This window comes from Bradyrhizobium sp. Leo170, from assembly GCF_004296405.1.
Classification (GTDB): Bacteria; Pseudomonadota; Alphaproteobacteria; order Rhizobiales; family Xanthobacteraceae; genus Bradyrhizobium.
On the sequence record NZ_PSRR01000027.1, the window covers coordinates 17,004 to 42,613 of the forward strand.

The following is a 25,610-nucleotide window of genomic DNA, read 5'->3' on the forward strand; positions in this document are numbered from 1 at the left end:
TAACGCCATGCACCAATTTGGATTTCAGCGCCATGGCGCGCGCTGCCAGGACCACTTCTGCCAGCACGCTAGGTACCCGTCCGAGTGCCGAAGAAGTCCTTGACCTTGGAGAAGAAACCTACCGCCTCCGGTTGCGTCGCGCCGGAGGAGAGCTTTTCGAACTCCGTCAGCAATTCCTGTTGCTTCTTGGTCAGATTCTGGGGCGTTTCGACCACGACCTGGACATACATGTCGCCGGTCTGACGCGACCGCAGCACCGGCATGCCTTTTGATGCAATGCGGAATCGGCGGCCGGATTGCGTTCCGGCCGGTACCTTCACCTTGGTCTTGCCCTTGTCGATGGTCGGCACATCGAACTCGCCACCCAGGGCCGCGGTGACCATCGAGATCGGCACGCGGCAGTGCAGGTCGGCGCCATCGCGCTGGAAGAACGGGTGCTGGGTGAGCGACAGGAAGATATAGAGGTCGCCGGACGGGCCGCCGCGGACGCCGGCTTCGCCCTCGCCCGCGAGGCGAATGCGGGTGCCATCCTCGACGCCCTGGGGAATATTGACCGACAGCGTCCGCTCGCGCGTGACCCGACCGGAGCCGGAGCAAGACGGACAGGCGTCCTCGATCATCTGGCCGCGACCCTGGCAGCCGGGGCAGGTGCGCTCCAGCGTGAAGAAGCCCTGGGCCTGGCGGATGCGACCGGCGCCGCCGCACATCGAGCAGGTCTTCGGCTTGGTGCCGGCCTTGGCGCCGGTGCCGGAACAGGATTCGCAGGTGACGGAGACGGGAATTTCGATCTGCGCGGTCTTGCCGAGATACGCCTCCTCGAGCGTGATCTCCATGTTGTAGCGCAGATCGGCGCCGCGCTCGCGGCCGCCGCTGCGACGCTGCCCGGCCATGCCGAACAGGTCTTCGAAAATATCGGAGAAGGAAGAGGCAAAACCAGCGCCGAAGCCCGGACCGCCACCGCCCATGCCCTGCTCGAACGCGGCATGGCCGTAGCGGTCATAAGCGGCGCGCTTGTCGTTGTCCTTCAGGACCTCGTAGGCTTCGTTGATTTCCTTGAACCTGACCTCGCTCGAGGCATCGCCGGGATTGCGGTCCGGATGCCATTTCATCGCGAGCTTGCGGAAAGCCGATTTCAGCTTGGTTTCGTCCGCGTTCCGCTCGACCTCGAGGGTCTCGTAATAGCAGCGCTTGGTAGACATCAGTCAAACCCGCCCGAATTCATCCTCATGCCGGACCATGCGTTCGGCAAGATGCAGTGTTCGGCTTAACGAAAAATGACCCCCATCCATGGAGACGCTTGGCGCGCTCTTGGCATGGGGGTCATCATCCTACGCCCGTGTCTTAAGCAGACTTTTTGTTCTTGTCGTCGTCGACCTCGGTGAACTCCGCGTCGACGACATCATCCTTCGCAGCGTCCTTGGCGGCATCGCTTTCGGCCTGCTGCTTGTACATGGCTTCGCCGAGCTTCATCGAAGCCTGCGCCAGCGCGTTGGTCTTGGCCTTGATCGCTTCGGCATCATTGCCCTTCAGCGCTTCCTTCAGGTCGCTGACGGCGTCCTCGATGGCACGGCGCTCGGTCTCGGCGACCTTCGAGCCATGCTCGGCCAGCGCCTTCTCGGTGGAATGCACCAGCGCGTCCGCATGGTTCTTGGCGTCGACGGCCTCACGCCGCTTCTTGTCCTCGGCGGCGTTGGCCTCGGCGTCCTTGACCATCTTCTCGATGTCGGTTTCGGAGAGGCCGCCGGATGCCTGGATCCGGATCTGCTGCTCCTTGCCGGTCGCCTTGTCCTTGGCCGAGACGTTGACGATGCCGTTGGCGTCGATGTCGAAGGTCACCTCGATCTGCGGCATGCCGCGCGGGGCCGGCGGAATGCCCATCAGGTCGAACTGGCCGAGCATCTTGTTGTCGGCCGCCATTTCACGCTCACCCTGGAAGACGCGGATGGTGACCGCGTTCTGGTTATCCTCAGCGGTCGAGAACACCTGGCTCTTCTTGGTCGGGATCGTGGTGTTGCGGTCGATGATGCGGGTGAACACGCCACCCAGCGTCTCGATGCCGAGCGACAGCGGGGTCACGTCGAGCAGCAGGACGTCCTTAACGTCGCCCTGCAGCACGCCGGCCTGGATCGCAGCACCGATGGCGACGACTTCGTCCGGGTTGACGCCCTTGTGCGGCTCCTTGCCGAACAATTGCTTCACCACTTCCTGAACCTTCGGCATGCGAGTCATGCCTCCGACCAGCACCACCTCGCCAACTTCAGCGGCGGTGAGGCCGGCATCCTTCAGCGCCTTGCGGCAGGGCTCGATGGTCTTCTGGATGAGTTCGTCAACCAGCGCCTCGAACTTGGCGCGGGTCAGCTTCATCGTCAGATGCTTCGGCCCGGTCTGGTCGGCCGTAATGAAGGGCAGGTTGATCTCGGTCTGCGTCGTCGACGACAATTCGATCTTGGCCTTCTCAGCGGCTTCCTTCAGGCGCTGCAAGGCAAGCTTGTCGTTGCGCAGGTTTATGCCCTGCTCCTTCTGGAATTCGTCGGCGAGATAGCTGACGAGCCGCATGTCGAAGTCTTCGCCGCCGAGGAAGGTGTCGCCGTTGGTCGACTTCACCTCGAACACGCCGTCACCGATCTCGAGAATGGAGATATCGAAGGTGCCGCCGCCGAGGTCGTACACGGCGATCGTGCCAGACTTGGTTTTGTCGAGACCGTAAGCGAGCGCGGCCGCGGTCGGCTCGTTGATGATGCGCAGCACTTCAAGGCCCGCAATCTTGCCGGCGTCCTTGGTGGCCTGGCGTTGCGCGTCGTTGAAGTAGGCGGGAACCGTGATGACGGCCTGATCGACCTTCTGGCCGAGATGCGCTTCCGCGGTCTCCTTCATCTTCTGCAGGATGAAGGCGGAGACCTGGGAGGGCGAATAGGTCTTGCCGTCGGCCTCGACCCAGGCGTCGCCGTTCGATGCCTTGACGATCTTGTAGGGGACAAGCTTCTTGTCCTTCTCGACCATCGGGTCGTCATAGCGGCGGCCGATGAGGCGCTTCACCGCAAAGAATGTCCGTTCAGGATTGGTCACCGCCTGGCGCTTGGCCGGCTGACCGACGAGGCGCTCGCCATCATCGGTGAGGGCGACGATCGACGGCGTCGTCCGCATGCCCTCGGAATTCTCGATGACCTTCGCGTTCTTGCCATCCATTACAGCAACGCACGAATTCGTGGTGCCGAGGTCGATCCCTATGACCTTTCCCATGGTTCTGATTTCCTTCTCTTCTCTAAGGCAGGTTGGCTGGGCCCTGGCGGCGCACCGAACCGAACCCCCACACGTTCAAATGCTCGCGATATTGCGACGATGAGGCTCATATAGGAGGGGGGGTAAGGCCTGCAAGGACTGGACGCAACCTTGAGACCTGAAAAGACTGACGTTTGAAAGATTGTGTCAGCCCGGGCCGGGATCGGCTTGGGCCCGGCTTGGTCCTTGGGCCGACATTAACGAATGCGCAAGAAAGCTGCGACATTGCACCCTGCGCCATCAGGCGGCATGAAGCCGCCCGCCCCTGTCGTCGGGCCATCAAAACCGCTAAAAGCGGGCCAACTGAACGAGGCCCGACAGCTTGCGGCCCGCGCCGGCCGCCCATCGAACGGCTTCAATGCCAAACCCGGTAGATCCTTGACATGAACCCCATTCGCCTCCTCGCCGCGGTCGCCCTGTTCATTGCCGCCGCATTTCCCGCCTTTGCCGCGGACGTGGTCTTTCCGCCGGGCGCCCGGGTCGGGATGAAGCCGCTGGTGGGGCTCAATCGCGCGAAAACCTTCACCGGCTTCGAGACCGAGGACCAGGGTGTCAAGGTGCTGGTGACCGACCTGCCGGCGGAGGCCTATGGCGAGGTCGCCAATGCCTTCAAGGCGAACCCGGGCGGCGCCGGCGGGATCAAGCCGGAGAGCATCGAGACAGCGGCCGGCCTTGCCTATTACACGGTCGAGAATGCCAAGGATGGCGCCGGCGGCGTGCGGCGCTATTCGATGATCCTGCCCGGCCCGACCTTCTCCGGCTACATCGCCATGCAGGTCCCGGAGAATGCCGCCAGGATCTATACCGACGACGCCGTCCGCCAGATGTTTTCGACCGCCGCGATCCGGGATCAGGTTCCGGTCGACGAGCAGCTCGGGCTGATGCCGTTCAAGATAACCGAACTGGCGAACTTCAAGAACGTCCGCACGCTGGCGCCTGGCGCCGCGCTGATTGTCGCCGATGGCGACGAGAAGAGCGGGTTCGAGGTGGCGCCGTTCATGATCATCGGCATCATCGGCTCGACCGCGGCCTCTCCGGATGACCGCGGCCGTTTTGCCCAGCAGATCGCAACCACGATCCCCGGCGTGCGCGACGGACGGATCACGATGTCGGAGCCGATCCGCATCGATGGCCAGCCCGGCTACGAGACACGGATCGATGCGGTCAGCGGCAAGGACAACACGCCCGTTACCATCGTGCAGTGGCTGCGGTTCGGTGCGCAGACCTCGCTGCGCATCATCGGCTCCTCGCCGCGCGATCAATGGTCGACCGCGTTCCCGCGCTTCCGCAGCGTGCGCGACGGAATTCAGCCGCGATAACATCGATCTCTGCCGGCCTCTGTCGAGGCCGGCATCAACGGCGTTGCATCAGCCGATGCGTTGCAGATTCAGTTTTGCTGTGCGGCCGAAGCCGGCGCGGTCTTTGCGCCGCCCTTGGAGACACCGACGAGCGCCGGACGCAGCACGCGATCGCCGATCGTGTAGCCGGCCTGCACCACCTGCACCACCGTGCCCGAGGGCACGGAGGGATCGGGAACCTCGTACATCGCCTGCTGGAAGTTCGGATCGAACTTCTCGCCGGTGGGATCGAATTTCTTGACGCCGTTCTTCTCCAGCGTGGCGTGCAGCGAACGCTCGGTCAATTCGACGCCCTCGATCAGGGCCTTCAGCCCAGGGTCGGCGGCCGCCTTGGCCTCCGCCGGGACAGCATCGAGGGCACGCTGCAGATTGTCGGCGATGTCGAGGATGTCGCGGGCAAAGCCGGTGATGCCGTAGGCGCGCGCGTCCGCGATCTCGCGGCTGGTGCGCTTGCGCAGGTTTTCCATCTCGGCCAGCGTGCGCAGCGTCCGATCGCGCGCTTCGTTCAGCTCCTTGGTCAGGGCCTCCGCCGATCCCTGCTCGGGATCGTCGGGCATGACGTAGGGCTTCGAGACCACGGGCTCGCCGGTCTGCGCCGGGTTCTCGGCGTTGTCGTTCGGCCGGTTCGGATCGGTCATGGCTTGCCTTTTGGAAAAATCGCGTCTGGTCAACATTTAAGGGATTGGCTGGCCGGGATATCGTGCTTTGGGCAACGAAAATCAAGCGCAACCAGCCCGGTTTCGGGGATTCGAGCATGATCCGGAAAAGTGGAAGCCGGTTTTCCCTCGCGACAAACGCGAAGCGTTTGCGCGGAGATCATGCTCAAACAAAGAGATGAGATCATGATCTAACCGCCCAGGATCCTGCTGACGAGGCGCGCGGCATAGTCCACGGTCGGGATCACCCGCGCGTAATTCAGCCGGGTCGGCCCGATCACGCCGAGCACGCCCACGATACGGCCAGCGCCGTCGCTATAGGGCGCAACGATGGTCGAGGACCCCGACAGCGAGAACAATTTGTTCTCCGACCCGATGAAGATTCGCACGCCATCGGCGCTTTCTGCGCGCCCCAGCAGGTCGATCACGCCGCGCTTGGTCTCGAGATCGTCGAACAGCGACTTGATACGCTCGAGATCCTCGAGCGCATGCAAATCCTCCAGCAGATTGGCGTGCCCGCGCACGATGAGCTGCCGGTCCTCATTGTCGCCGCCAGACCAGCTCGCGAGCCCTGCCGAGATCACCTTCTGCGTCAATTGATCGAGCTCTACGCGCCTTTGTGCGAGCGCGGTCTCGAGTTCGAGCCGCGCTTCCGCGAGCGTACGCCCGAGGATGCGCGCATTGAGGAAGTTGGTGGCCTCGATCAGCGCCGAGGATGGAACACCCGGCGGCAAGCCCAGCACCCGGTTCTCGACCTGCCCGTCTTCGCCGACCAACACCACCAACGCACGTTCCGGCTCGAGCCGCACGAACTCGATATGCTTCAGCCGCGCGTTGGACTTCGGCGTCAGCACCACGGCGGCGGCGCGGGTGAGGCCGGATAGCCGGATCAGAGCCTCGTCGAGCGCTGCCTCCACCGACTGCGCGCGGCCGACGGTAGCCAATTGGCTTTGGATCGATTGCCGTTCCGCCTCGGTGAGGTGGCCGACCTGCATCAGCGCATCGACGAAAAAGCGCAGGCCCAATTCGGTCGGCAGCCGGCCGGCGGAGGTATGCGGCGCGTAGATAAGGCCGAGCTGCTCGAGATCGGACATCACATTGCGCACCGAGGCCGGCGACAGCGGGAGCGCGATCAGGCGCGAGATGTTGCGCGAGCCGACCGGCTCGCCGGTCGCCAGATAACTTTCGACGATTTGACGGAAAATGTCGCGCGAACGCTCGTTGAGCTGGGCAAGCCCGGCGTGCGGCGTGATCAAACCGACCGGTTCGTGTTGAGCCACAATAACTCCAACTCCCTCACAACTGCCTCTAATTTGACCATCCACACGCCCGCTGACAAGCGTGCATTACCGCCCGGGAGCCGGCCAAAAGGCTTGCCGCTACGCCTGCCCGCTCCTACAAGCACCGCCAGCCATATTCGCTCGAATTCCCGGAGGATTCCCATGCGGCCAAGCCGCCGTGCACCCGACGAACTGCGCCCCGTCTCATTGGAACGCGGCGTGGTGAAATATGCCGAGGGTTCCTGCATGGTGAAATTCGGCGACACCCACGTGCTCGTGACCGCGACCCTGGAAGACCGCCTGCCGCCGTGGCTGAAGGGTCAGGGCCGCGGCTGGGTCACCGCCGAATACGGCATGCTTCCCCGCGCCACGCTGGAACGGACCCGGCGCGAGGCCTCCGCCGGCAAGCAGGGCGGCCGCACCATCGAGATCCAGCGCCTGATCGGCCGCTCGCTCCGCGCCACGGTCGACCTGGAAGCGCTGGGCGAACGCCAGATCACTGTCGATTGCGACGTGTTGCAGGCCGACGGCGGCACGCGCACCGCCTCGATCACCGGCGCCTGGGTCGCGCTCGCCGACTGCATCAACTGGATGAAGGCCCGCAACATGCTGAAAACCAACGTGTTGCGCGACAACGTCGCGGCCATCTCCTGCGGCATCTATAACGGCACGCCGGTGCTCGACCTCGACTATGCCGAGGATTCGGAAGCCGAGACCGACGCCAATTTCGTGATGACCGGCGACGGCCGCATCATCGAGGTGCAGGGCACCGCGGAAAAGACGCCGTTCTCGCAGGACGAGTTCCTGGCGCTAATGGGGCTGGCGCGCAAGGGTGTGGCGCGGCTGGTCGACTTGCAGAAAATGGCGGTGTCGTAGTCAATAGGCCATGCACCGTCGAATCACTGGAAAGCTCGTGATCGCGACCCACAATCCCGGCAAGCTTGCCGAGATGCGCGAATTGCTGGCACCGCATGGCGTGGAGGCGATCTCGGCGGGCGATCTCGGACTTGGCGAGCCCGAGGAGACCGGCGACAGTTTTCGCGCCAATGCCGCGATCAAGGCGATCGCCGCAGCCAAGGCCGCCGATCTTCCGGCATTTGCCGATGATTCCGGGCTGGCGGTCGATGCGCTGGACGGCGCCCCCGGCATCTATTCGGCGCGCTGGGCCGGCGAAAACAAGGATTTCACCGCCGCGATGACGCGGATCGAACGCCTGTTGCAGGAACGCGACGCGACCGCGCCCGACCGCCGAAGCGCGCATTTCGTCTCCGCGCTCTGCGTCGCCTGGCCGGACGGACATCTCGAAGAGGTCGAGGCGCGCGCCGATGGAACCTTGGTGTGGCCGCCGCGCGGCACCGCCGGTTTCGGCTACGACCCCATGTTCCTGCCGGATGGCCATACCCGCACCTTCGGCGAGATGACGAGCGTCGAGAAGCACGGGCTGCCACCGCTCGGGCTCGGCCTGTCGCACCGGGCCCGCGCCTTCGTCAAATTGGCGGAGATATGCCTTGACTGACCGGGACCAGGCAGCCTTCGGCGTCTACGTGCACTGGCCGTTCTGCCTGTCGAAATGCCCGTATTGTGATTTCAACAGCCATGTCAGGCATACGCAGATCGATGAGGCGCGCTTTGCCCGCGCCTTCGCGCGCGAGATCGAGACGACTGCGGCGCGCGTCCCCGGCCGTGAAGTGTCTTCGATCTTCCTCGGCGGTGGGACGCCGTCATTGATGCAGCCGCAGACGGTCGGCGCGATCCTGGATGCGATCGGCAAATATTGGCGCGTCGCGTCCGATGTCGAGGTGACGCTGGAAGCCAACCCGACGAGCGTCGAAGCGACGAGGTTTCGCGGCTACCGTGCCGCCGGCGTCAACCGCGTGTCGCTCGGCGTGCAAGCGCTCGACGACGCTTCGCTGAAGGCGCTGGGGCGGCTGCACACCGCGCGCGAAGCGCTCGATGCGGTCGCCGTCGCGCGCCAGTCTTTCGATCGCTATTCCTTCGACCTGATCTACGCCCGGCCCGATCAGACCCCTGCGATGTGGGCCGACGAGCTGAGGCATGCGATCGCGGAAGCTGCCGAGCATCTCTCGCTCTATCAGCTCACGATCGAGGAAGGCACGCCATTCTTCGGCCTGCATGCCGCGGGCAAATTGCAGACGCCGGACGAGGCCGTCGCACGCGCGCTTTACGACGTGACGCAAGAAGTCTGTGTGCAAGCAGGCCTGCCGGCCTACGAGATTTCCAATCACGCCCGCCCCGGCGCGGAGTGCCGGCACAACCTCGTCTATTGGCGTGGCGACGAATATGCCGGCATCGGCCCGGGCGCGCATGGCCGCCTCGACATCAACGGCCGCCGTCACGCCACCGCAACGGAGAAGCGGCCGGAAGCCTGGGTGATGCGGGTCGAAACCAATGGCAGCGGCGTCGTCACCGACGAGGTGCTCAACAGCGAAGAGCGCGCCGACGAATTCCTGCTGATGGGGCTCCGTCTCGCCGAAGGCATCGACCCCGAGCGCTATGCGTCGCTTTCCGGCCGCGTACTCGACCCGCGCCGCATCGCGCTGCTGCGCGAAGAGGGCGCTATCATCGTCGACACCGACGGACGGCTGCGCGTGACCAAGTCAGGTTTCCCGGTGCTGGATGCCGTGGTGGCGGATTTAGCCGCATAGTGACGTGCAGTTCGTAGCCCGGATGGAGCGCAGCGCAATCCGGGGTGTCTGCATTTAGAGCGTTTTCGAGCGAAGTGGACACCGGTTCGCGTGAAGAAAACGCGTCAAAATAAGAATCTAGAGCTTCGGTTCTGATTCAATCAGAACCAAAAATGCTCTAGCTCACGACAGAATCCCGGGTTGCGCTGCGCTTCACCCGGGCTACGGCTGCTTCTTCAGGCCCCGAAACTCTTCGGTGACCCCGCGACCGCTTGCGTGCCGCCGCTGGCGACTTTCATCACCGCAAGTCCGCGCTCGTTGGTGCCGTCGGCGCGGAAACGGAACAGGCCGTCAATACCGGCAAAGCCGGAGGGATTGGTCAGCGTTTCCTGCTGGAAGCGCTGAGCGCCTTGCGTTCGCGCCAGTGCGGCCACCAGCGCAACGGCATCATAGGCGAGCGTCGCGGTGCGCACGGGTTCGGAGCCGTATTTGCTGCGGTAACGACCGGCGAAGGCGCGGAAGCCGGACGGATCCGGCGCGGCAAACAGGCCGCCCTGCAGCGCCTGGCTTGCGAACACGCGCGGATTGTCCCACAGGCCTGTCCCCAAGAGCTGGATGTTGCGCAGACTGGCACCGGCTGCGGTCAGCGCGTCTGCCGTCGCCACCACCGAATCACCGTCATCAGCGAGCAACAGCGCGTCGGCCTGCGCGAGCGACTGCGCCACTGTACGTGCCGGCGTGGCGCGATCGGCGCCGTATTTTTCGAATGCAACGACGCGGCCCTTGCGACCGGCCACCTGCTTGAACGCCGCCTCGACCACATTGCCATAGGCATTGTCGGGCACCAGCGCGGCAAAGGAGCGCTTTCCAATGCTCGCGGAATATTCGACGATCCGGTTGATGTCGGACTCCGGCAGGAAGCTCAGGAGATAGACACCGCGTCCCGCCACGCTCGAATCGGTCGAGAACGCGATTACTGAGATACCGCGCCCGCGCGCCACCTGGGCGACGGCCGGCACCGACTGGGCGAACAGCGGGCCCAAAATGATCTCCGCGCCCTCGCCGATTGCCTGCTGCGCGCCCTGGGAGGCGCCTTGCGGACTGCCGCCGTCGTCCTTGATCAGGAGCTGGACATTCGGGTTCTGGAATTCCGCCAGCGCCAGTTCGGCGGCGTTCTTCATCGACTGCCCGGCGAGGCCGGCATTGCCGGCCGCCGAGAGCGGCAGGATCAGCCCTACTTTGACCTGCCCGTTGCCGATCGCCTGCGGCTGCTGTTGCGGGCCGGCGGGCGCTTCCGGCTGCGACGGGCTCGACGGACTGGTAAACTGGCTAAGGGTCTGCTGCACCCCCGAGCAGGCGGCCAGCAAGGGAGCGCCCAGCATCAGGCCAAGTGCTGTCCGGCGGGTCGCGGCGGAACCTTGCAGACCCGAGGATTTTGGTTTGCGACTATGCGGGCCCACCATCTCGTCTCTTCTCTTGACCGGCCGTACCCGGCCGGGACTCCAACCGCCGAACAAATAGGGGATAGAATCAGGCATATTGTCGGCGAATAGTTAACCAAAACAAAGGGATTATCCCCATGGCGAATTGCCAGCTGTGGACCGCGAACCCCTCACCAAATGCGCAGCACAGCCGCCCACTCTGCAAGACGCAAGCACGTTATGGCGCCGGCGCTCCCCCACTCTTCGTTCGAGCACGATCCTTGGGAAAACCGGTGTCCACTTTTCCGGATCATGCTCTAGATTGGCATTATGCGCGCAAAAGCCAGCTCAAGATACGGCGCTGACGCCGGGATGGACGTCCCCAACAGGACATTTTCCATCGGCGGTCATGTGCTGAACGCGCCAAAGCCGGTTCCCGGCCTCCATCTGGTTGCAACACCGATCGGAAATCTCGCCGATATCACCCTGCGCGCGCTGGAGACATTGGCCGGCGCCGACCTGATCGCCTGCGAGGACACCCGCATCACCCGCCGTTTGACCGAGCGTTACACGATTACGGCCGAGCTGACCCCCTACCATGAGCACAATGCGGCCCAGGCCCGGCCAAGAATCCTGCAGAGGCTGGCCGAGGGCGCCGCGATCGCGCTGGTCTCCGACGCCGGCACGCCGCTGATTTCCGATCCCGGCTTCAAACTGGTGCGCGAGGCCTGCGCCGCCGGGCATCACGTGGTCGCGGTGCCCGGGGCGTCGTCGGTGCTGACGGCGCTCTCGGTCGCGGCGCTGCCGACCGACCGCTTTTTCTTCGAGGGTTTTTTGCCTACGAAGGAACAGGCCCGGCGCACGCGCCTCGTAGAGCTCGCCAGGATCGACTCAACGCTGGTGCTGTTCGAATCCGGCAGCCGCGTGCAGGAGACGCTGGCCGACCTCGCCGCGATCATGGGCGGACGCGATGCCGCGATCTGCCGCGAGCTGACGAAACTGCACGAAGAGATCAGGCGCGCCCCAATCGCCGAACTGGCAGCGGGAAAGGATGCACTTGAGACACGCGGCGAATTCGTGCTGGTGATCGGTCCACCGCCGGCGGATGCGCAGACGATGGGGCAGGATCAGCTCGACGAACTGCTGCGCACCTCGCTCCTGCGCGACAGCGTCAAGGATGCGGTTGCGCATGCAGTCGAGCTTTCCGGCCGGCCGCGCCGCGAGGTCTATGCCCGCGCTCTCGAACTCGCAAAAGAAATGCGAGGCGATGATGGCCAAGAGTGACGGCAGCTCGCCGCAGGAGGCGGACACAAAGCTCGCTTCGCCCGAACGGGTCGCTGCGTTCCGCACCGGGCTGTCGGCGGAAAGCCGCGCTGCGGCCTATCTGATGGCCAAGGGTTATCGCGTCCTCGCCAAGCGTTTCCGCACGCCCTATGGCGAGATCGACCTGGTGGTGCGCAAGCGCAACCTGCTCGCCTTCGTCGAGGTCAAGGCCCGCGCCAGCTTTGATGAGGCCGCCTATGCCGTCACGCCGCGCCAGCAGCAGCGCATCATTGCGGCCGCCCAGGCCTGGCTGATGACGCATCCCGAACATGCGGAATTCGACATGCGTTTCGACGCCATGCTGATTGCGCCCAAGCGTTTGCCGCGCCATCTGTTGGCGGCGTTCGACGCCAGCGCATGACTTCCTCGAGAGACCGGACCCAAAGCCCATGAAATTGAACGTCGCCGTCCAGATGGATCCCATTGAGCGCATCAACATTCGCGGCGATTCGACGTTCGCGCTGCTGCTCGAAGCGCAGAAGCGCGGCCACGGCATTTCCTATTACACACCGGACAAGCTCTCGCTGCGCGGCGATGAGCTGGTGGCGCCGGTGCAGATTCTTTCCGTGCGCGACGAGGTCGGCGATCACTTCACGCTTGGCGAGCCCAAGCGCGAGCCGCTGACCAATTTCGACGTGATCCTGCTGCGGCAGGATCCGCCGTTCGATCTCGCCTACATCACCTCTACGCATTTCCTCGAGCGTATCCACCCGAAGACCCTGGTCGTCAACAATCCCGCCAGCGTCCGTAATGCGCCGGAAAAGCTGTTCGTGATGAATTTTCCGCAGTTGATGCCGCCGACCTTGATCTCGCGCGACCTCGACGAGATCAACGCGTTCCGCGACGAGCATGGCGCCGTCGTCATGAAACCGTTGCACGGCCATGGCGGCGCCGCGGTGTTCCGCGTGATGCCGCAGGACATGAATTTCGGTTCGCTGTTCGACATGTTTACGGTGACGTTCAAGGAGCCATGGGTGATCCAGCGCTTCCTTCCCGAGGTCAAGCATGGCGACAAGCGCATCATTCTGGTCGATGGCGAGTTCGCCGGCGCCGTCAACCGCGTGCCTGCGGCGGACGACCTGCGCTCCAACATGGTGCGTGGCGGCGCGGCGCAGTCGACCGAGCTGTCCGATCGCGAGCGCGCGATCTGCACAACCCTTGGCCCGGCGCTGCGCGAGCGCGGCCTGTTGTTCGTCGGCATCGACGTGATCGACGGCTATCTCACCGAGATCAACGTCACCTCGCCGACCGGCATCCGCGCCATTTCGCGGCTCGGCGGCCCGGACGTGGCGGCCAGGATCTGGGACGTCATCGAGGCGAAGCGCGCAAAATCTTAGGGCGCGTCTGCCTTTCTTCCGCTCTGAGACCTCTTGTCAGCTTGCGACGGCGAGCGCAGCATGGCCTTGCTCGCCTTCAGGTCGTGGGGCAGGACCTGCTCGCGGGCGGCAACGCGATGATTGCCAAAATATAACTCGATAAAAATCGTGGAGGAAAAGCATGACAATCAACGTCTCGCGAAGGTCCCTGCTCGCGCTCGGCGCCGGCCTTGGTGCAAGCACGCTGCTCGGGGGCAGCGCGCTGGCACGCGCGCCGAAGCTCGGCACGCAAACGCCGTATTGGCACCGCTTCATTCTAGGCGATGCCGAAGTCACCGTCGTCTCCGACGGCCCGCTGCCGCTTGGCGATCCCTCCGGCACCTTCACCGGCGTGCCGAAGGAAGAAGTGAAGAAGATGCTGTCGGACAACTTCCTGTCGCCCGACAATGTGGTGCTGGAGCAGAATTCGCCGATCGTGAACACCGGCGACAAGCTGATCCTGTTCGACACCGGCATGGGCACTTCGAAAGCGTTCGGTCCGACCACCGGCCGCCAGCAGAAGAGCATGGCGGAAGCCGGCATCAAGCCGGAGGACATCGACGCCGTCGTCTGCTCGCATGCGCATATCGACCACATCGGCGGCATCGTCGGTGCCAACGACAAGCCGCTGTTCCCGAACGCGCAGGTCTATATCGCCCAGAGCGATTTCGATTACTGGACCGATGAAGGCAAGATGGGCAGCCCGCTGAAGGACTTCGTCGTTCACGCGCGCAAGAATCTGCTGCCAGTCCGGGACCGGCTGGTGTTCTTCAAGGACGGCCAGGAATTCCTGCCCGGCGTGCAGGCGATCGCGGCGCCCGGCCACACCATCGGCCACCACATCTTTATGGTGACCTCGGCCGGCAAATCCTTCGCCTTCCTCGGCGACCTCTCGCACCACGCCGTGCTGCTGCTCGAGCGGCCGCGGATGGAATTCTCCTACGACACCGACCCGAAACAGGCGGCGGCCTCGCGGGTGAGGCTGCTGGAGATGCTGGCGGCCAACAAGACCCCCGTGATGTCCTACCACTTCGCCTGGCCCGGCTACGGCCATGTCGCCAAGGTCGGCGACGGCTTCCACTATTATCCCGAACCGATGCAGATGACGCTGTAAGCTGCGTGGGCTCCGGGACAGCGGAAAAGCGGCCCCGGAGCCCACGTTCCCGTAATGTTCTTGCGCTTGGCGTTGCCTTCGGCTACCCTCGATTGTGGCAAGGGGGCAGCATGGTTCAACGCGTTTCCACCGTCGCTTTCGAGGGGATCGAGGCTCGTGCGGTCGACGTGCAGGTGCAGGTCGCGCCGGGACTACCGGCTTTTGCGATCGTAGGCCTGCCGGACAAGGCGGTCTCGCATCTCAGGCCCGCTGATGGACCGCATCGATCTGCGGATCGAGGTGCCGGCGGTGACCGCCGCCGACCTGATCCTGCCGCCGCCTGCCGAAGGATCGGCGGAAGTGGCGGCGCGAGTCGCTGCGGCGCGCGACGTCCAGCTTGCGCGCTATGCCGCCGCCGGCATGCCAAACGTCCGCACCAATGCGGAAGCGCCGGCATCGCTGCTTGAGACCATCGCCCAGCCGGACGCACAGGGGCAGAAGCTGTTGCGCGATGCCGCCGAGACCATGCGCCTCACCGCGCGCGGCTATCACCGCGTGCTGCGCGTCGCGCGCACGCTCGCCGATCTCGACGGCACCGAGAAGATCGGGCGATTGCATCTTGCGGAGGCCCTGTCCTACCGCGCGCTCGCCGACGACATCAGGCGCGCGGCGTAAAGCGTCCAGCAGCGTCGCGTCAACGCGACGGTAACCAGTTCTCTTTACACTCCGCCAACCATAAGTCCGCGCAATCCTAGCCGGCTTCGGTTGAGTGAGTGGTCATGTTGCGTTTGAAGATTCTGGCCTCGGTCGTGCCGCTGGCCGTGTTCGCGCTCGTTGCCCGCGGTGAATTCCTGCCGGGCCCACATCCCTGCATCGAGGCCGGCGGCGCCACCGTCCAGATCGCATCGATCCCCTGGCTCGCCCAGCTCCATGTCAGCTTCACGGACGACCCGGCTGCCGCCACCGTCCGAGTCCAGGTCTCCGACAATGCGGAAGCCGCCGATTTCGCTGTTATCGATGATATCGACGACGACGCCGAGCCCGGCGCCTGCGAGAGCAAGGGCGTGCCGCAACTGGTGGCGATCTCGGCCAATCCCGCCGCAACCGACCCCGTGATCTATCTTTCGCAGGATGGCCCGGCCGATTACCGGATCTTCGTCCATTCGAAGAGCTTCTCCGTGCGCGATGCCGCGGCGCTGATCGTCGGCGCGCATGGCGGGCACCGCCATCTGCAGGCGGCTTCGCTGTAGCAACGATCGTTAACGCTTTATCAACCCTGTTCGCATCGCGGGCCGGAACCCGATGCTGTCTCAAGCACTTTGCAAGGTCGCCGACGCATCGTCGACCCAACATGCAAGGGCGGCTCAAGCCGCCAGCCTTCAGCAGGTGATCAGGGGATCGGCGATGACGTGGACCTATCGACTGAGGCTCCGCTTGCTTCGGTTCGGGCGGCGTCACCCCTGGATCGTCTTCATCCTCCGTGCCTTCATCGTCTTCGCCGCAGCCTTCGCCGGCGGTTATGCGTTCCTCGTTGGCGCCGTTTCGGACCGTGATCCGCGTACCATTGCCGTGGCTGTCAGTCTGCTGTTCGCACTCACCTGCGTGGCGCTGGTCGTGCTGAATGTCCGACTGCGGCTGATGCGCGGAAAGCTGCGCATGATCGCAGAGCACAACGAGGCGCTCGCCGACCGCAACTGGGAACTGCAGGAAGCCGAGCAACGCGCGCGTAGCCTGTTTGAGTCGCAGAGCGACCTGATCGTCCTGCGTGACAGCGATGGCATGATCACCTTCGTCAACGACGCGTATTGCGACCTCGCGGGAAAGCCGCGTGGCGAACTGATCGGCAGCCATTTCGCCTTCGAGGTGCTGGAACAGGGCGACACCGCGCTGGAGCCAAGCGGCACCCGCACCTACGACCAGAAGATCGCAGGCCCCTTCGGGCCGCGCTGGATCGCCTGGCGCGAGGGCCTCGTCCGCACCGACGCTGGGAGGCCTGCGGAGATGCAAAGCGTCGGGCGTGACGTGACCGACCGCACCGAAAGCGAGCGCGTGCTTGCCGAGGCGCGCGATCAGGCCGATGCGGCCAACCGCGCCAAGTCGCGCTTCCTCGCAATGGCGAGCCACGAGATCCGCACCCCGCTGAACGGCATCATCGGCATGAGCGGACTCTTGATGGATACGCCGCTGACGCCGGAGCAGATGACCTACGCCAAGGCGGTGAAGACCTCCGGCGACGCGCTGCTGTCGCTGATCGAAGAGCTCCTCGACTATTCCAAGATCGAGGCCGGCAAGATCGATCTCGAGCAGCGCCCGTTCGCGCTCTCGAAACTGATCGAGGACATCACCGAATTGCTGGCACCGAGGGCGGAGGCAAAGGGAATCGAGATCGCCGCCTATATCGATGAGCGATTGCCGATGGAGGTGGTCGGAGACGCGGCCCGGCTGCGCCAAGTGCTGCTCAACCTCGCCGGCAACGCGATCAAATTCACCGCAACCGGCGGCGTCTCCCTGGTGGTCGAGCCCGGCATCCGGCCGAATGAAATCAGCTTCCTTGTCCGCGACACCGGCATCGGCATTGCACCGGAAGCGCAGCAGCGCATCTTCCGCGAGTTCGAGCAGGCGGACGAAGGCATTGCGCGCAGCTATGGCGGCACCGGACTGGGCCTGAGCATCAGCGACCGCATCGTCAAGCGCATGGGCGGCCGCATCGCGCTTGCAAGCACGCCGGGCGCTGGCTCGACCTTCGAACTATCGATCCCGCTCGCCGCTTCCGACAGCAACGGGCCGCCGGTGTTCAGCCCGCCCGAGCTTGCGGACCGGTCGATCATGGTGGTCGCGCCGCAAAGCATCGAGGCCTCCCTGATCTCGCGCCGCTTGCAGCGCTGGGGTGCACAGACCTGCATGGTGTCGGATGCCATGGTGGCGGAGGCCTTGTTGCCCGAGCGTTCATGGCATGCCGCGCTGATCGACCACGCGCTGGGAGCGGCCGAGATCGGCCACCTCGGGGAAGCGGCGCGGATGCATGCGACGCAGCGGATCGTGATGTTCACGCCGGCAACCCGGCAGGAACTGCAGCCGTCCGCCGACTCGCCGTTCACCGGCTATCTGGTCAAGCCACTGCGCGCCGTCTCGCTCGCCGCTCGTCTGACCGCCACGCCCGAGATCGCTTCCCCAAGCGTCGCCGCAGAGCTCGTCGTCGAGCCAATCGAGGCTGGCTCGGCACCGGCCTCCCTGTCCGACAAGGGGCTGTCGATCCTGGTCGCCGAGGACAATGAGATCAACGCGCTCCTGATGCGCTCGCTGCTGACGCGCCTCGGCCACAAGGTAGTGATCACCACCAACGGCGAAGAGGCGCTTCAATCCTGGTTGTCGGCGAAATCAACGGGCGCGCCATACGACCTCGTGCTGATGGACGTCCAGATGCCGCAGCTCAACGGCATCGAGACCACCAAACGCATCCGGCAATCGGAAGCCAACCAGCCCGGCCGACCAACGCCAATCCTCGCGCTGACGGCCAACACCTTAGCGGAAGATCGCTCCGCCTGCTTCGAAGCGGGGATGGACGGCTTTCTGATCAAGCCCCTCGATCGCGAGAAGCTCGAGGAGGCGCTGAGAGGACTGGCAGCGGCGCGGCATCTGGCTGCGTAGCCTCCGCTGCCTCCGCCGTCATTGCGAGCGCAGCGAAGCAATCCATGCCTCCGCATGTGAGGCGCGATGGATTGCTTCGCTGCGCTCGCAATGACGATGCCGGGCGACAGCAGCTACAGCCGCCGCAGCGCGACGGTCTCCACCACGTGGTCGGCGCCCTTCTTCAGGATCAGCGTGGCGCGCGGACGGGTCGGCAGGATGTTATCCTCGAGATTGGCGCGGTTGGTGCGTTCCCAGATCGCGATCGCGGTGGCGGTCGCCTCTTCGTCCGACAGCACGGCATAGCGGTGGAAATAGGAGCGGGGATCGTGGAACGCGGTATCGCGCAGCGCAAGGAAGCGCTTGACGTACCATTCGCGCAACACCGGCTCATCGGCATCGATATAAACCGAGAAATCGAAGAAGTCGGAAACCACCGGCACCGCCTTGCCGTCACGCGGCAAGCGGCTCGTCTGCAGCACATTGACACCCTCGACGATCAGGATGTCGGGACGATCGATCTCGATGAACTGGTTCGGAACGATGTCGTAGGTCAGGTGCGAATAGACAGGCGCGCGCACCGGCCGCCGCCCGGCCTTGATGTCGCTCACGAACGAGAGCAGCAATTGCTGGTCGTAGCTTTCCGGAAAACCCTTCTTCTGCATCAATCCCAGCCGCTCGAGCACGGCGTTGGGATAGAGGAAGCCGTCGGTGGTGACGAGGTCGACCTTGGGCCGCGGCGACCAGCGCGCCAGCAGCGCCTGCAGCACGCGCGCGGTGGTGGACTTGCCGACCGCGACCGAGCCCGCGACGCCGATGATGTAGGGCATCTTGCGGTCTTGGATGCCGAGGAATTGCCGCTGCGCGTAATAGAGCCGCTGCGTGGAGTCGACATAGATCGAGAGCAGCCGCGACAGCGGCAGATAGATGTCCTCGACCTCGTGGATGTCGAGCCGATCGTGCATCGAGCGTAGCCGCTCGAATTCGCCTGGCTCTAGTGTCATCGGCGTGTCGTCGCGCAATTTCGCCCATTGCTCGCGCGAGAAGATCCGGTACGGATTATATTGCTGGTCGGGTGCCTGAATATCCATGGCCGTGCCCTAATCGCGCTTGCGCGCCGCTTTCTCTTCCAATCCGGACATGGATGTGCGCTGCGCCAGCGCCGCCTCGACGTCCTCGAGCTTCACGCCGCGGGCCTTCAACAGCACCAGCAGGTGAAACACCAGATCGGCACTTTCGGCGATGAGATGATCGCGATCGTTCTCGATCGCGGCGATCACGGTCTCGACCGCTTCCTCGCCGAGCTTCTTGGCACAATGCTCGGCGCCTTTGTCGAGCAGCTTCTTCGTATAGGACGCCTCTCCCCCCGACGCCGCGCGGGCATCGATGATGGCGGCCAGATCGTGGACCGTGAAACGCGACATACTTGAGCACCCGGACCGGCGTGAAAGCCGGCAATTTCCCCCGGAGGGGACTTAGCACTTTTGTGACGGCGAGTCCTAGGGATCGAGACGCATGGGCAGCCCTGCACGCACCATGTGCTCCTTGGCCTGGCGGATGGTAAATTCGCCGAAATGGAATATCGAGGCGGCCAGGACGGCGGTAGCGTGCCCTTTGCGGATGCCGTCGACGAGATGATCGAGGTTGCCGACCCCGCCGGACGCGATGACCGGTACGGGGACACTATCGGCAATCGCCTGCGTCAGCTCCAGGTCGAAGCCCTGCCGAGTGCCATCCCGATCCATCGACGTCAGCAGGATCTCGCCGGCGCCGAGCGAGACCACTTCCTGGGCATATTCGATCGCCTCGATGCCGGTGGCCCTGCGGCCGCCATGGGTGAAAATCTCCCAGCGGTCGGAGCCGCCGGCGCGGTTGACGCGCTTGGCGTCGATCGCGACCACGATGCACTGTTCGCCGAATTTTTCCGCGCCTTCCTTCACGAATTCGCGACGGCTGACCGCTGCGGAATTGATCGACACCTTGTCGGCACCGGAGCGCAGGAGCGTGCGGATGTCGTCGATGGTACGGACGCCGCCGCCGACGGTGAGCGGCATGAAGCAGGCCTCGGCGGTCCGCCGTACCACATCAAGCATGATGCCGCGGTTCTCATGGGTCGCGGTGATGTCGAGGAAGCAGAGCTCGTCGGCGCCGGCGGCGTCATAGGCGATCGCGGCCTCGACGGGATCGCCGGCGTCGCGCAGATCGACAAAATTGACGCCCTTGACCACGCGGCCGTCCTTGACGTCGAGGCAGGGAATGACGCGGACCTTGAACATATCGTCTCCTAAGCCGCGGCGCTGGCGCTGCGGATCAGTTGCAATGCGGCTGCAGGATCAAGCCGGCCATCATAGAGCGCGCGGCCGACGATAGCACCCGCCAACTTCTTCGCGCGTGGCTCCAGCAATGCCTTCACATCATCGATCGAAGCAAAGCCGCCGGAAGCGATGACGGGGATCGAGATGCTCTCGGCGAGAGCGATCGTGGCATCGAGGTTGAGGCCCTTCAAAAGGCCATCGCGGGCGATGTCGGTGAAGATGATTGCGGCAACGCCGGCGTCCTCGAAACGCTGCGCGATCTCGAGCGCCGTCACCTCCGATGTTTCGGCCCAGCCCTGAACCGCGACCTTGCCGTCACGGGCATCGAGCCCGACTGCGACGCTGCCGGGATACTTCTTCGCGGCGCTCCTGACGAGCTCGGGGTCGCGCACCGCCGCGGTGCCGATGATGACGCGCGCCACGCCCTTCTCCAGCCAGGCTTCCACCGTCCTGAGATCGCGGATGCCGCCGCCAAGCTGCACCGGCATCGTGACCGCCTTCAGCATCGCCTCGACGGCCTGCGCATTCATCGGCTTGCCGGCAAAGGCGCCGTCGAGATCGACGACATGCAGATATTCGAATCCCTGAGCAGCGAAGGCGCGCGCCTGCGCCGCCGGATCGAGATTGAACACGGTGGCGCGCGCCATGTCGCCCTGCTCCAGGCGCACGCACTGTCCGTTCTTGAGGTCAATGGCAGGAAAGAGGATCACGGCTTCCACTTCAAAAAGTTCGAGATCAGCGCCAGCCCGAAGCGCTGGCTCTTCTCGGGGTGAAACTGCGTGCCGATCGCGGTGTCTTTTGCAACGACGGCTGTAACCGGGCCGCCGTAATCGGCGCGCGCCAGCACGTCCTGCTCATTGGCCGCGTTGAGGTGATAGGAGTGCACGAAGTAAGCGTGGCGGCCATCCGGCCCCAGCGGCAGGCGCTCCAGCACGGGGTGCTCGCGCAGCACTTCGAGCGTGTTCCAGCCCATGTGCGGGATCTTCAGGTTCTCCTCGCGCGGCTGAATCTTCTCGACGTCACCTTCGACCCAGTTGAAGCCGTCGGTCGTCACATGCTCCTTGCCGCGTGTCGCCATCAACTGCATGCCGACGCAGATGCCGAAGAACGGCCGCGCCTTGACCCGCACCGCTTCCGTCAAAGCCTCGAGCATACCGTCGAGCGCATCGACGCCCCGGCGGCAATCGGCGAAGGCGCCGACGCCCGGCAGCACGATGCGGTCGGCGCGGAACACCGCGTCGGGATCGCGCGTCACCATGATCTTCTGCGGATCTTCCATGCTGCGCGCGGCGCGCTCGAACGCTTTCGCCGCCGAGTGCAGGTTGCCCGAACCGTAATCGATGATGGCAACCGTCATCGCGATCCTCCCGGCTCTGGAAACAACCCGATAATGCCGCCCTGCGGCAGCGGCGGCGGCTTGGAGAACGGCTGGCCCGGATTGTTCCGCGTCGGCGGCGGGCCGCCGCGGTCGACCGACCATTGGTCGTTGACCACGCCACGATGCGCCGCGGTCCAGCGATCGAAAAAACGACGCTCGGCGGATTCCTCGTCATCGGCCACGACGATGTCGAGCTGACGCCATCTGCCGCGCGACAAGGTCCAGCGCTTCAGGCTTGCGGCCTCGAACCCCAAGAGCAGCGCCAGCACGACATCAACGGCCAGGATCGTACCGCGGCCGATGCCGAGCTTTGCCAAGCCGTAATCGATCGCCGCCATCAGCAAGACCCAGCCGATCAGCGCCAGCCACAGCCGGTGCCAGGCCAGCCAGATCACGCTCGCAATGGCCGCCCAGAAATGAAAGCCGTCGCGCACGAAGGTGAACTTGTCGGTTGCCGCAAGATCGGCATTGTTCCCTACGGGGGCATGCACTGTGTAGACCGGCATCAAAACTCTCCGCCGCGAACTTTTGGTTTGAGCATGATCTCCGCGCAAACGCTTCGCGTTTGTCGCGAGGGAAAGCCGGGACCGAGTTTTCCGGACCATGCCCGGGAAATCAACCGCCGAGCTTGCCCTTGGTGGAGGGCACTTCGCCCGCGGCCTGCGGATCGATCGCGACAGCCGCGCGAAGCGCTCTCGCAAGACCCTTGAAACAAGATTCGGCGATATGATGGCTGTTCTCGCCATATAGGGTCTCGACGTGCAAAGTCACGCCGGCGTTCATCGCAAACGCATTGAACCATTCGCGCACCAGCTCGGTGTCGAACTCCCCGATCTTGTCGCGGGGGAAGGCGACCTTGAACACCAGCACCGGACGGCCCGAAATGTCGATCACCACGCGCGACAGCGTTTCGTCCATCGGCATGTGGATCGAGGCATAGCGGGTGATGCCCGCCATGTTGCCAAGCGCCTGTTTCACGGCCTGTCCGAGCGCAATCCCGACATCCTCAGTGGTGTGGTGGTAATCGACGTGGAGATCGCCCTCGGCCCTGACCGTGATATCGATGCGCGAATGCCGCGCCAGGAGGTCGAGCATATGGTCAAAGAAGCCGATCCCGGTCGAAACCTGGGACACACCGGACCCGTCGAGGTTTACCGCCACCTCGATGTCCGTCTCCTTGGTCTTGCGCTTGATCGTCGCCGTGCGCATGAAAATTGAGCTTTCCCGTGCCGAAAACGGGCGTCTTTTAACAGGCCGATGACCCCTTCGCTACTGCGGGATGACGCAAAAAGCGGCCAAGTTGCGGCCATGGTGACCGAACAGGCTTCAAATCGGCCGATTGTAAGCCACTGGCCGACCGCCTAAATCTGCTCGGACAAAGAGGTACCCCATGCAAGCATCCCAAAACGAGCCGACCGTCTGGCACGGCACCACGATCGTCACCGTCCGCAAGGGCGGCAAGGTGGTGATCGGCGGCGACGGACAGGTCTCGATCGGCCAGACCGTGATCAAGGCCAATGCCAAGAAAGTGCGCAGGATCGGCAAGGGCGACGTGATCGGCGGCTTTGCCGGCGCCACCGCCGACGCCTTCACCCTGTTCGAGCGGCTGGAAAGCAAGCTCGAGCAATATCCGGGACAATTGACCCGGGCGGCCGTGGAGCTGGCCAAGGACTGGCGCACCGACCGCTATCTGCGGCGGCTGGAGGCGATGATGATCGTCGCCGACAAGGACGTCTCCCTGGTCCTCACCGGAACCGGCGACGTGCTGGAGCCGGAGGCCGGCGTCATGGCGATCGGCTCGGGCGGCAATTACGCATTGGCCGCGGCGCGCGCCCTGATCGACAGCGACAAGGACGCCGAGGCGATCGTGCGCCGCTCGCTCGATATCGCCGCCGACATCTGCGTCTACACCAACCGTAACGTGACGATCGAGACGCTGGGCGGCTGAACCTTGCAGTCTTACACCTTCCGAGAGATGGCGGCGGCCGACCTTGCGCTGATCGAGCGCTGGCTGGCGCTGCCGCATGTCCGGGAATGGTGGGGCGATCCATCCGAGCAATATGCGCTGGTGAGTGGCGATCTCGATGAGCCGGCGATGGACCAGTTCATCGTCTCAGTCGATGGCAGCGATTTCGGCTACATCCAGTGCTACGCGTTGACGGCCTGGAATGAAGGTTTCGGAGCACATCCCAAAGGCACACGCGGCATCGATCTCTTCATCGGCGAGCCCGACATGATCGGACGCGGGCACGGCTCGGCATTGATCCGCCGCTTCGTCATCGAGCGGTTGGGGCAGGGCGCGCCGCGCATCGTCACCGATCCCGATCCGAACAATGCTCGCGCCGTGCGCGCCTATGAGAAAGCGCGATTTGAGAAAGTCCGCATGATCGACACGCCCGACGGCCCGGCTCTCTTGATGGTCTGTGACGCATGACCGCAGGTTACAAACTCGACATGATTTCCGGCCTGCCGGCAATCTAACCTCAGCTTGCTCTGGCAGCCTTGAACCCCTAGCTAGGTGACATGACCGACTTCTCCCCCCGCGAAATCGTTTCCGAACTCGACCGTTTCATCGTCGGCCAGACCGACGCCAAGCGCGCGGTCTCCATCGCCTTGCGCAACCGCTGGCGGCGGCTGCAGCTTTCCGGTTCCCTGCGCGAGGAAGTGCTGCCGAAGAACATCCTGATGATCGGGCCGACCGGCGTCGGCAAGACCGAAATCGCGCGGCGATTGGCAAAACTCGCCGGCGCGCCCTTCCTCAAGGTCGAAGCCACCAAGTTCACCGAGGTCGGTTATGTCGGCCGCGACGTCGAGCAGATCGTGCGCGATCTCGTCGAGGTCGCGATTGCGCTGATCCGCGAGCGCAAGCGAAAGGACGTTCAGGCGCGGGCGCAACTTGCCGCCGAGGAACGCCTGCTGGATGCACTGGTCGGGCCGGCTTCGAGCCCGGCGACGCGGGAATCCTTCCGCAAGAAATTGCGCGCCGGCGAATTGAACGACAAGGAGATCGAGATCGAGACGCAGTCCTCCGGCGGCTTCCCGATGTTCGAGATCCCGGGCATGCCGGGCGCGCAGATGGGCGCCATTTCAATCGGCGACATCTTCGGCAAGATGGGTGGCCGCACCAAGACCCGGCGTCTGACCGTGGCGGGCTCGCACGAAATCCTCGTCAACGAGGAATCCGACAAGCTGCTCGACACCGATCAATTGGTGCAGGAAGCGATCAACGCGGTCGAGAACAACGGCATCGTGTTCCTCGACGAGATCGACAAGATCTGCGTGCGGGAGAATCGCGCCGGCGGCGACGTCTCGCGCGAGGGCGTGCAGCGCGACCTGCTGCCGCTGATCGAGGGCACCACAGTCTCGACCAAGCATGGCCCGGTGAAGACCGATCACATCCTGTTCATCGCCTCCGGCGCGTTCCATATCGCAAAGCCTTCCGACCTGTTGCCGGAATTGCAGGGCCGCCTGCCGATCCGCGTCGAATTGCAGGCGCTGACCCGAGACGACATGCGCCGCATTCTGACCGAGCCCGAGGCGTCGCTGATCAAGCAATATGTTGCGCTGATGCAAACCGAAGGCGTGAAACTGGAGATCACCGACACCGCCATCGACGAGCTCGCCGACGTCGCTGTCGCCGTTAACTCCACTGTCGAGAATATCGGCGCGCGGCGGCTGCAGACGGTGATGGAGCGGGTGCTGGACGAGATCTCCTTCACCGCGCCCGATCGCCACGGCGACACCATCACGGTCGATGCCGATTATGTGCGCAAGCATGTCGGCGACCTCGCCAAGAACGCCGACCTGAGCCGCTTTATTTTGTAGGCCGTCAATCTGTAGCCCGGATGGAGCGAAGCGTAATCCGGGGCAGATCGATTGG

General features: G+C 64.3%; 25 protein-coding genes and 1 pseudogene. 14 read left to right on the forward strand and 12 right to left on the reverse strand.

Features of this window, described 5'->3' with window-relative positions:
- Positions 1 to 68: 68 nt before the first annotated feature.
- Entirely contained in the window at positions 69 to 1,199 is a 1,131-nt protein-coding gene (dnaJ, locus tag CWO89_RS07680; protein WP_130578027.1) for a molecular chaperone DnaJ, read from the reverse strand.
- A 142-nt stretch (positions 1,200 to 1,341) separates the two neighbouring features.
- On the reverse strand, positions 1,342 to 3,240 hold the full coding sequence (gene dnaK / locus CWO89_RS07685; protein ID WP_130225528.1) for a molecular chaperone DnaK: 1,899 nt from the start codon (positions 3,238 to 3,240) through the stop codon (positions 1,342 to 1,344).
- 422 nt (positions 3,241 to 3,662) lie between these two features.
- Here dnaK and CWO89_RS07690 point away from each other — a divergent pair, with 422 nt between their 5' ends.
- Positions 3,663 to 4,598 (forward strand): hypothetical protein, encoded by a 936-nt coding sequence (locus tag CWO89_RS07690; protein WP_130578028.1) that lies wholly within the window; start codon positions 3,663 to 3,665, stop codon positions 4,596 to 4,598.
- A 68-nt stretch (positions 4,599 to 4,666) separates the two neighbouring features.
- On the opposite strand, the gene grpE is transcribed toward CWO89_RS07690, so the two are convergent.
- Positions 4,667 to 5,275, reverse strand: a complete 609-nt coding sequence (grpE, locus tag CWO89_RS07695; protein ID WP_028164802.1) for a nucleotide exchange factor GrpE — start codon at positions 5,273 to 5,275, stop codon at positions 4,667 to 4,669.
- A gap of 209 nt (positions 5,276 to 5,484) precedes the next feature.
- On the reverse strand, positions 5,485 to 6,573 hold the full coding sequence (hrcA, locus tag CWO89_RS07700) for a heat-inducible transcriptional repressor HrcA (protein WP_130578029.1): 1,089 nt from the start codon (positions 6,571 to 6,573) through the stop codon (positions 5,485 to 5,487).
- A gap of 162 nt (positions 6,574 to 6,735) precedes the next feature.
- On the opposite strand from hrcA, the gene rph reads away from it, so the two are divergent.
- From rph to hemW, 3 genes are read left to right on the forward strand one after another with little or no spacing between them, the layout of a single operon-like run.
- Positions 6,736 to 7,449 carry a ribonuclease PH gene (gene rph, locus CWO89_RS07705; protein ID WP_130578030.1) on the forward strand — a complete coding sequence of 238 codons (714 nt, stop codon included), beginning with the start codon at positions 6,736 to 6,738 and terminating at the stop codon, positions 7,447 to 7,449.
- A gap of 10 nt (positions 7,450 to 7,459) precedes the next feature.
- A complete protein-coding gene (rdgB, locus tag CWO89_RS07710; RefSeq protein ID WP_130578031.1) occupies positions 7,460 to 8,089 on the forward strand; it encodes an RdgB/HAM1 family non-canonical purine NTP pyrophosphatase in 630 nt (209 codons plus the stop codon).
- Complete coding sequence (gene hemW / locus CWO89_RS07715; RefSeq protein WP_130578032.1) at positions 8,082 to 9,239, forward strand: radical SAM family heme chaperone HemW; 1,158 nt, start codon at positions 8,082 to 8,084, stop codon at positions 9,237 to 9,239. The genes rdgB and hemW overlap by 8 nt, the downstream gene beginning before the upstream one ends.
- Before the next feature lie 215 nt (positions 9,240 to 9,454).
- On the opposite strand, the gene CWO89_RS07720 is transcribed toward hemW, so the two are convergent.
- Positions 9,455 to 10,681 (reverse strand): penicillin-binding protein activator, encoded by a 1,227-nt coding sequence (locus CWO89_RS07720; protein ID WP_130578033.1) that lies wholly within the window; start codon positions 10,679 to 10,681, stop codon positions 9,455 to 9,457.
- 288 nt (positions 10,682 to 10,969) lie between these two features.
- On the opposite strand from CWO89_RS07720, the gene rsmI reads away from it, so the two are divergent.
- The 7 genes and pseudogenes from rsmI (at position 10,970) to CWO89_RS07755 (ending at position 18,058) form a co-directional block, all read left to right on the forward strand.
- Positions 10,970 to 11,923, forward strand: coding sequence for a 16S rRNA (cytidine(1402)-2'-O)-methyltransferase (gene rsmI / locus CWO89_RS07725; RefSeq protein WP_130578034.1), 954 nt, complete (start codon positions 10,970 to 10,972; stop codon positions 11,921 to 11,923).
- Positions 11,910 to 12,323, forward strand: a complete 414-nt coding sequence (locus CWO89_RS07730) for a YraN family protein (RefSeq protein WP_130578035.1) — start codon at positions 11,910 to 11,912, stop codon at positions 12,321 to 12,323. Before rsmI ends, CWO89_RS07730 begins: the two co-directional genes overlap by 14 nt.
- Before the next feature lie 28 nt (positions 12,324 to 12,351).
- The gene (gene gshB, locus CWO89_RS07735) at positions 12,352 to 13,299 is read left to right on the forward strand and encodes a glutathione synthase (RefSeq protein ID WP_130578036.1); all 948 of its coding nucleotides are present in this window, start codon (positions 12,352 to 12,354) and stop codon (positions 13,297 to 13,299) included.
- 160 nt (positions 13,300 to 13,459) lie between these two features.
- On the forward strand, positions 13,460 to 14,431 hold the full coding sequence (locus CWO89_RS07740) for an MBL fold metallo-hydrolase (protein ID WP_130578037.1): 972 nt from the start codon (positions 13,460 to 13,462) through the stop codon (positions 14,429 to 14,431).
- A 228-nt stretch (positions 14,432 to 14,659) separates the two neighbouring features.
- A pseudogene (locus CWO89_RS07745) lies at positions 14,660 to 15,085 on the forward strand (magnesium chelatase subunit ChlI family protein); the annotation flags it as partial.
- A 104-nt stretch (positions 15,086 to 15,189) separates the two neighbouring features.
- Positions 15,190 to 15,660 (forward strand): hypothetical protein, encoded by a 471-nt coding sequence (locus tag CWO89_RS07750; protein ID WP_165421047.1) that lies wholly within the window; start codon positions 15,190 to 15,192, stop codon positions 15,658 to 15,660.
- 154 nt (positions 15,661 to 15,814) lie between these two features.
- On the forward strand, positions 15,815 to 18,058 hold the full coding sequence (locus tag CWO89_RS07755; RefSeq protein WP_130578038.1) for a PAS domain-containing hybrid sensor histidine kinase/response regulator: 2,244 nt from the start codon (positions 15,815 to 15,817) through the stop codon (positions 18,056 to 18,058).
- Between the two features lie 113 nt (positions 18,059 to 18,171).
- On the opposite strand, the gene coaA is transcribed toward CWO89_RS07755, so the two are convergent.
- From coaA to hisB, 7 genes are all read right to left on the reverse strand, one after another.
- Positions 18,172 to 19,128, reverse strand: coding sequence for a type I pantothenate kinase (gene coaA / locus CWO89_RS07760; protein WP_028164789.1), 957 nt, complete (start codon positions 19,126 to 19,128; stop codon positions 18,172 to 18,174).
- Positions 19,129 to 19,137: 9 nt separating this feature from the next.
- Positions 19,138 to 19,461 (reverse strand): phosphoribosyl-ATP diphosphatase, encoded by a 324-nt coding sequence (locus CWO89_RS07765; protein ID WP_130578039.1) that lies wholly within the window; start codon positions 19,459 to 19,461, stop codon positions 19,138 to 19,140.
- Positions 19,462 to 19,536: 75 nt separating this feature from the next.
- Complete coding sequence (hisF, locus tag CWO89_RS07770) at positions 19,537 to 20,313, reverse strand: imidazole glycerol phosphate synthase subunit HisF (protein WP_130578040.1); 777 nt, start codon at positions 20,311 to 20,313, stop codon at positions 19,537 to 19,539.
- Positions 20,314 to 20,321: 8 nt separating this feature from the next.
- Entirely contained in the window at positions 20,322 to 21,062 is a 741-nt protein-coding gene (gene hisA / locus CWO89_RS07775; protein ID WP_130578041.1) for a 1-(5-phosphoribosyl)-5-[(5-phosphoribosylamino)methylideneamino]imidazole-4-carboxamide isomerase, read from the reverse strand.
- A complete protein-coding gene (hisH, locus tag CWO89_RS07780) occupies positions 21,059 to 21,709 on the reverse strand; it encodes an imidazole glycerol phosphate synthase subunit HisH (RefSeq protein ID WP_130578042.1) in 651 nt (216 codons plus the stop codon). The genes hisA and hisH overlap by 4 nt, the downstream gene beginning before the upstream one ends.
- On the reverse strand, positions 21,706 to 22,236 hold the full coding sequence (locus tag CWO89_RS07785; protein WP_130578043.1) for a DUF2628 domain-containing protein: 531 nt from the start codon (positions 22,234 to 22,236) through the stop codon (positions 21,706 to 21,708). Before CWO89_RS07785 ends, hisH begins: the two co-directional genes overlap by 4 nt.
- 109 nt (positions 22,237 to 22,345) lie before the next feature.
- On the reverse strand, positions 22,346 to 22,939 hold the full coding sequence (gene hisB / locus CWO89_RS07790; RefSeq protein ID WP_130225513.1) for an imidazoleglycerol-phosphate dehydratase HisB: 594 nt from the start codon (positions 22,937 to 22,939) through the stop codon (positions 22,346 to 22,348).
- Positions 22,940 to 23,120: 181 nt separating this feature from the next.
- Between hisB and hslV the strand changes: the two genes are divergently transcribed.
- From hslV to hslU, 3 genes are all read left to right on the forward strand, one after another.
- Positions 23,121 to 23,678 (forward strand): ATP-dependent protease subunit HslV, encoded by a 558-nt coding sequence (hslV, locus tag CWO89_RS07795; protein ID WP_130578044.1) that lies wholly within the window; start codon positions 23,121 to 23,123, stop codon positions 23,676 to 23,678.
- A 27-nt stretch (positions 23,679 to 23,705) separates the two neighbouring features.
- Positions 23,706 to 24,164, forward strand: coding sequence for a GNAT family N-acetyltransferase (locus tag CWO89_RS07800; RefSeq protein ID WP_130578049.1), 459 nt, complete (start codon positions 23,706 to 23,708; stop codon positions 24,162 to 24,164).
- A gap of 89 nt (positions 24,165 to 24,253) precedes the next feature.
- Positions 24,254 to 25,555 (forward strand): ATP-dependent protease ATPase subunit HslU, encoded by a 1,302-nt coding sequence (hslU, locus tag CWO89_RS07805; protein WP_130578045.1) that lies wholly within the window; start codon positions 24,254 to 24,256, stop codon positions 25,553 to 25,555.
- Positions 25,556 to 25,610 lie beyond the last annotated feature (55 nt).

What these genes read in the sequence shown, in the direction of transcription:
- dnaJ (WP_130578027.1), bottom strand. Translation starts at nt 1,199, where the DNA reads ATGTCTACCAAGCGCTGCTATTACGAGACCCTCGAGGTCGAGCGGAAC.
- dnaK (WP_130225528.1), bottom strand. Translation starts at nt 3,240, where the DNA reads ATGGGAAAGGTCATAGGGATCGACCTCGGCACCACGAATTCGTGCGTT.
- CWO89_RS07690 (WP_130578028.1), top strand. Translation starts at nt 3,663, where the DNA reads ATGAACCCCATTCGCCTCCTCGCCGCGGTCGCCCTGTTCATTGCCGCC.
- grpE (WP_028164802.1), bottom strand. Translation starts at nt 5,275, where the DNA reads ATGACCGATCCGAACCGGCCGAACGACAACGCCGAGAACCCGGCGCAG.
- rph (WP_130578030.1), top strand. Translation starts at nt 6,736, where the DNA reads ATGCGGCCAAGCCGCCGTGCACCCGACGAACTGCGCCCCGTCTCATTG.
- rdgB (WP_130578031.1), top strand. Translation starts at nt 7,460, where the DNA reads ATGCACCGTCGAATCACTGGAAAGCTCGTGATCGCGACCCACAATCCC.
- CWO89_RS07720 (WP_130578033.1), bottom strand. Translation starts at nt 10,681, where the DNA reads ATGGTGGGCCCGCATAGTCGCAAACCAAAATCCTCGGGTCTGCAAGGT.
- rsmI (WP_130578034.1), top strand. Translation starts at nt 10,970, where the DNA reads ATGCGCGCAAAAGCCAGCTCAAGATACGGCGCTGACGCCGGGATGGAC.
- CWO89_RS07730 (WP_130578035.1), top strand. Translation starts at nt 11,910, where the DNA reads ATGGCCAAGAGTGACGGCAGCTCGCCGCAGGAGGCGGACACAAAGCTC.
- gshB (WP_130578036.1), top strand. Translation starts at nt 12,352, where the DNA reads ATGAAATTGAACGTCGCCGTCCAGATGGATCCCATTGAGCGCATCAAC.
- CWO89_RS07740 (WP_130578037.1), top strand. Translation starts at nt 13,460, where the DNA reads ATGACAATCAACGTCTCGCGAAGGTCCCTGCTCGCGCTCGGCGCCGGC.
- CWO89_RS07750 (WP_165421047.1), top strand. Translation starts at nt 15,190, where the DNA reads ATGTTGCGTTTGAAGATTCTGGCCTCGGTCGTGCCGCTGGCCGTGTTC.
- CWO89_RS07755 (WP_130578038.1), top strand. Translation starts at nt 15,815, where the DNA reads ATGACGTGGACCTATCGACTGAGGCTCCGCTTGCTTCGGTTCGGGCGG.
- coaA (WP_028164789.1), bottom strand. Translation starts at nt 19,128, where the DNA reads ATGGATATTCAGGCACCCGACCAGCAATATAATCCGTACCGGATCTTC.
- CWO89_RS07765 (WP_130578039.1), bottom strand. Translation starts at nt 19,461, where the DNA reads ATGTCGCGTTTCACGGTCCACGATCTGGCCGCCATCATCGATGCCCGC.
- hisF (WP_130578040.1), bottom strand. Translation starts at nt 20,313, where the DNA reads ATGTTCAAGGTCCGCGTCATTCCCTGCCTCGACGTCAAGGACGGCCGC.
- hisH (WP_130578042.1), bottom strand. Translation starts at nt 21,709, where the DNA reads ATGACGGTTGCCATCATCGATTACGGTTCGGGCAACCTGCACTCGGCG.
- CWO89_RS07785 (WP_130578043.1), bottom strand. Translation starts at nt 22,236, where the DNA reads ATGCCGGTCTACACAGTGCATGCCCCCGTAGGGAACAATGCCGATCTT.
- hisB (WP_130225513.1), bottom strand. Translation starts at nt 22,939, where the DNA reads ATGCGCACGGCGACGATCAAGCGCAAGACCAAGGAGACGGACATCGAG.
- hslV (WP_130578044.1), top strand. Translation starts at nt 23,121, where the DNA reads ATGCAAGCATCCCAAAACGAGCCGACCGTCTGGCACGGCACCACGATC.
- CWO89_RS07800 (WP_130578049.1), top strand. Translation starts at nt 23,706, where the DNA reads ATGGCGGCGGCCGACCTTGCGCTGATCGAGCGCTGGCTGGCGCTGCCG.
- hslU (WP_130578045.1), top strand. Translation starts at nt 24,254, where the DNA reads ATGACCGACTTCTCCCCCCGCGAAATCGTTTCCGAACTCGACCGTTTC.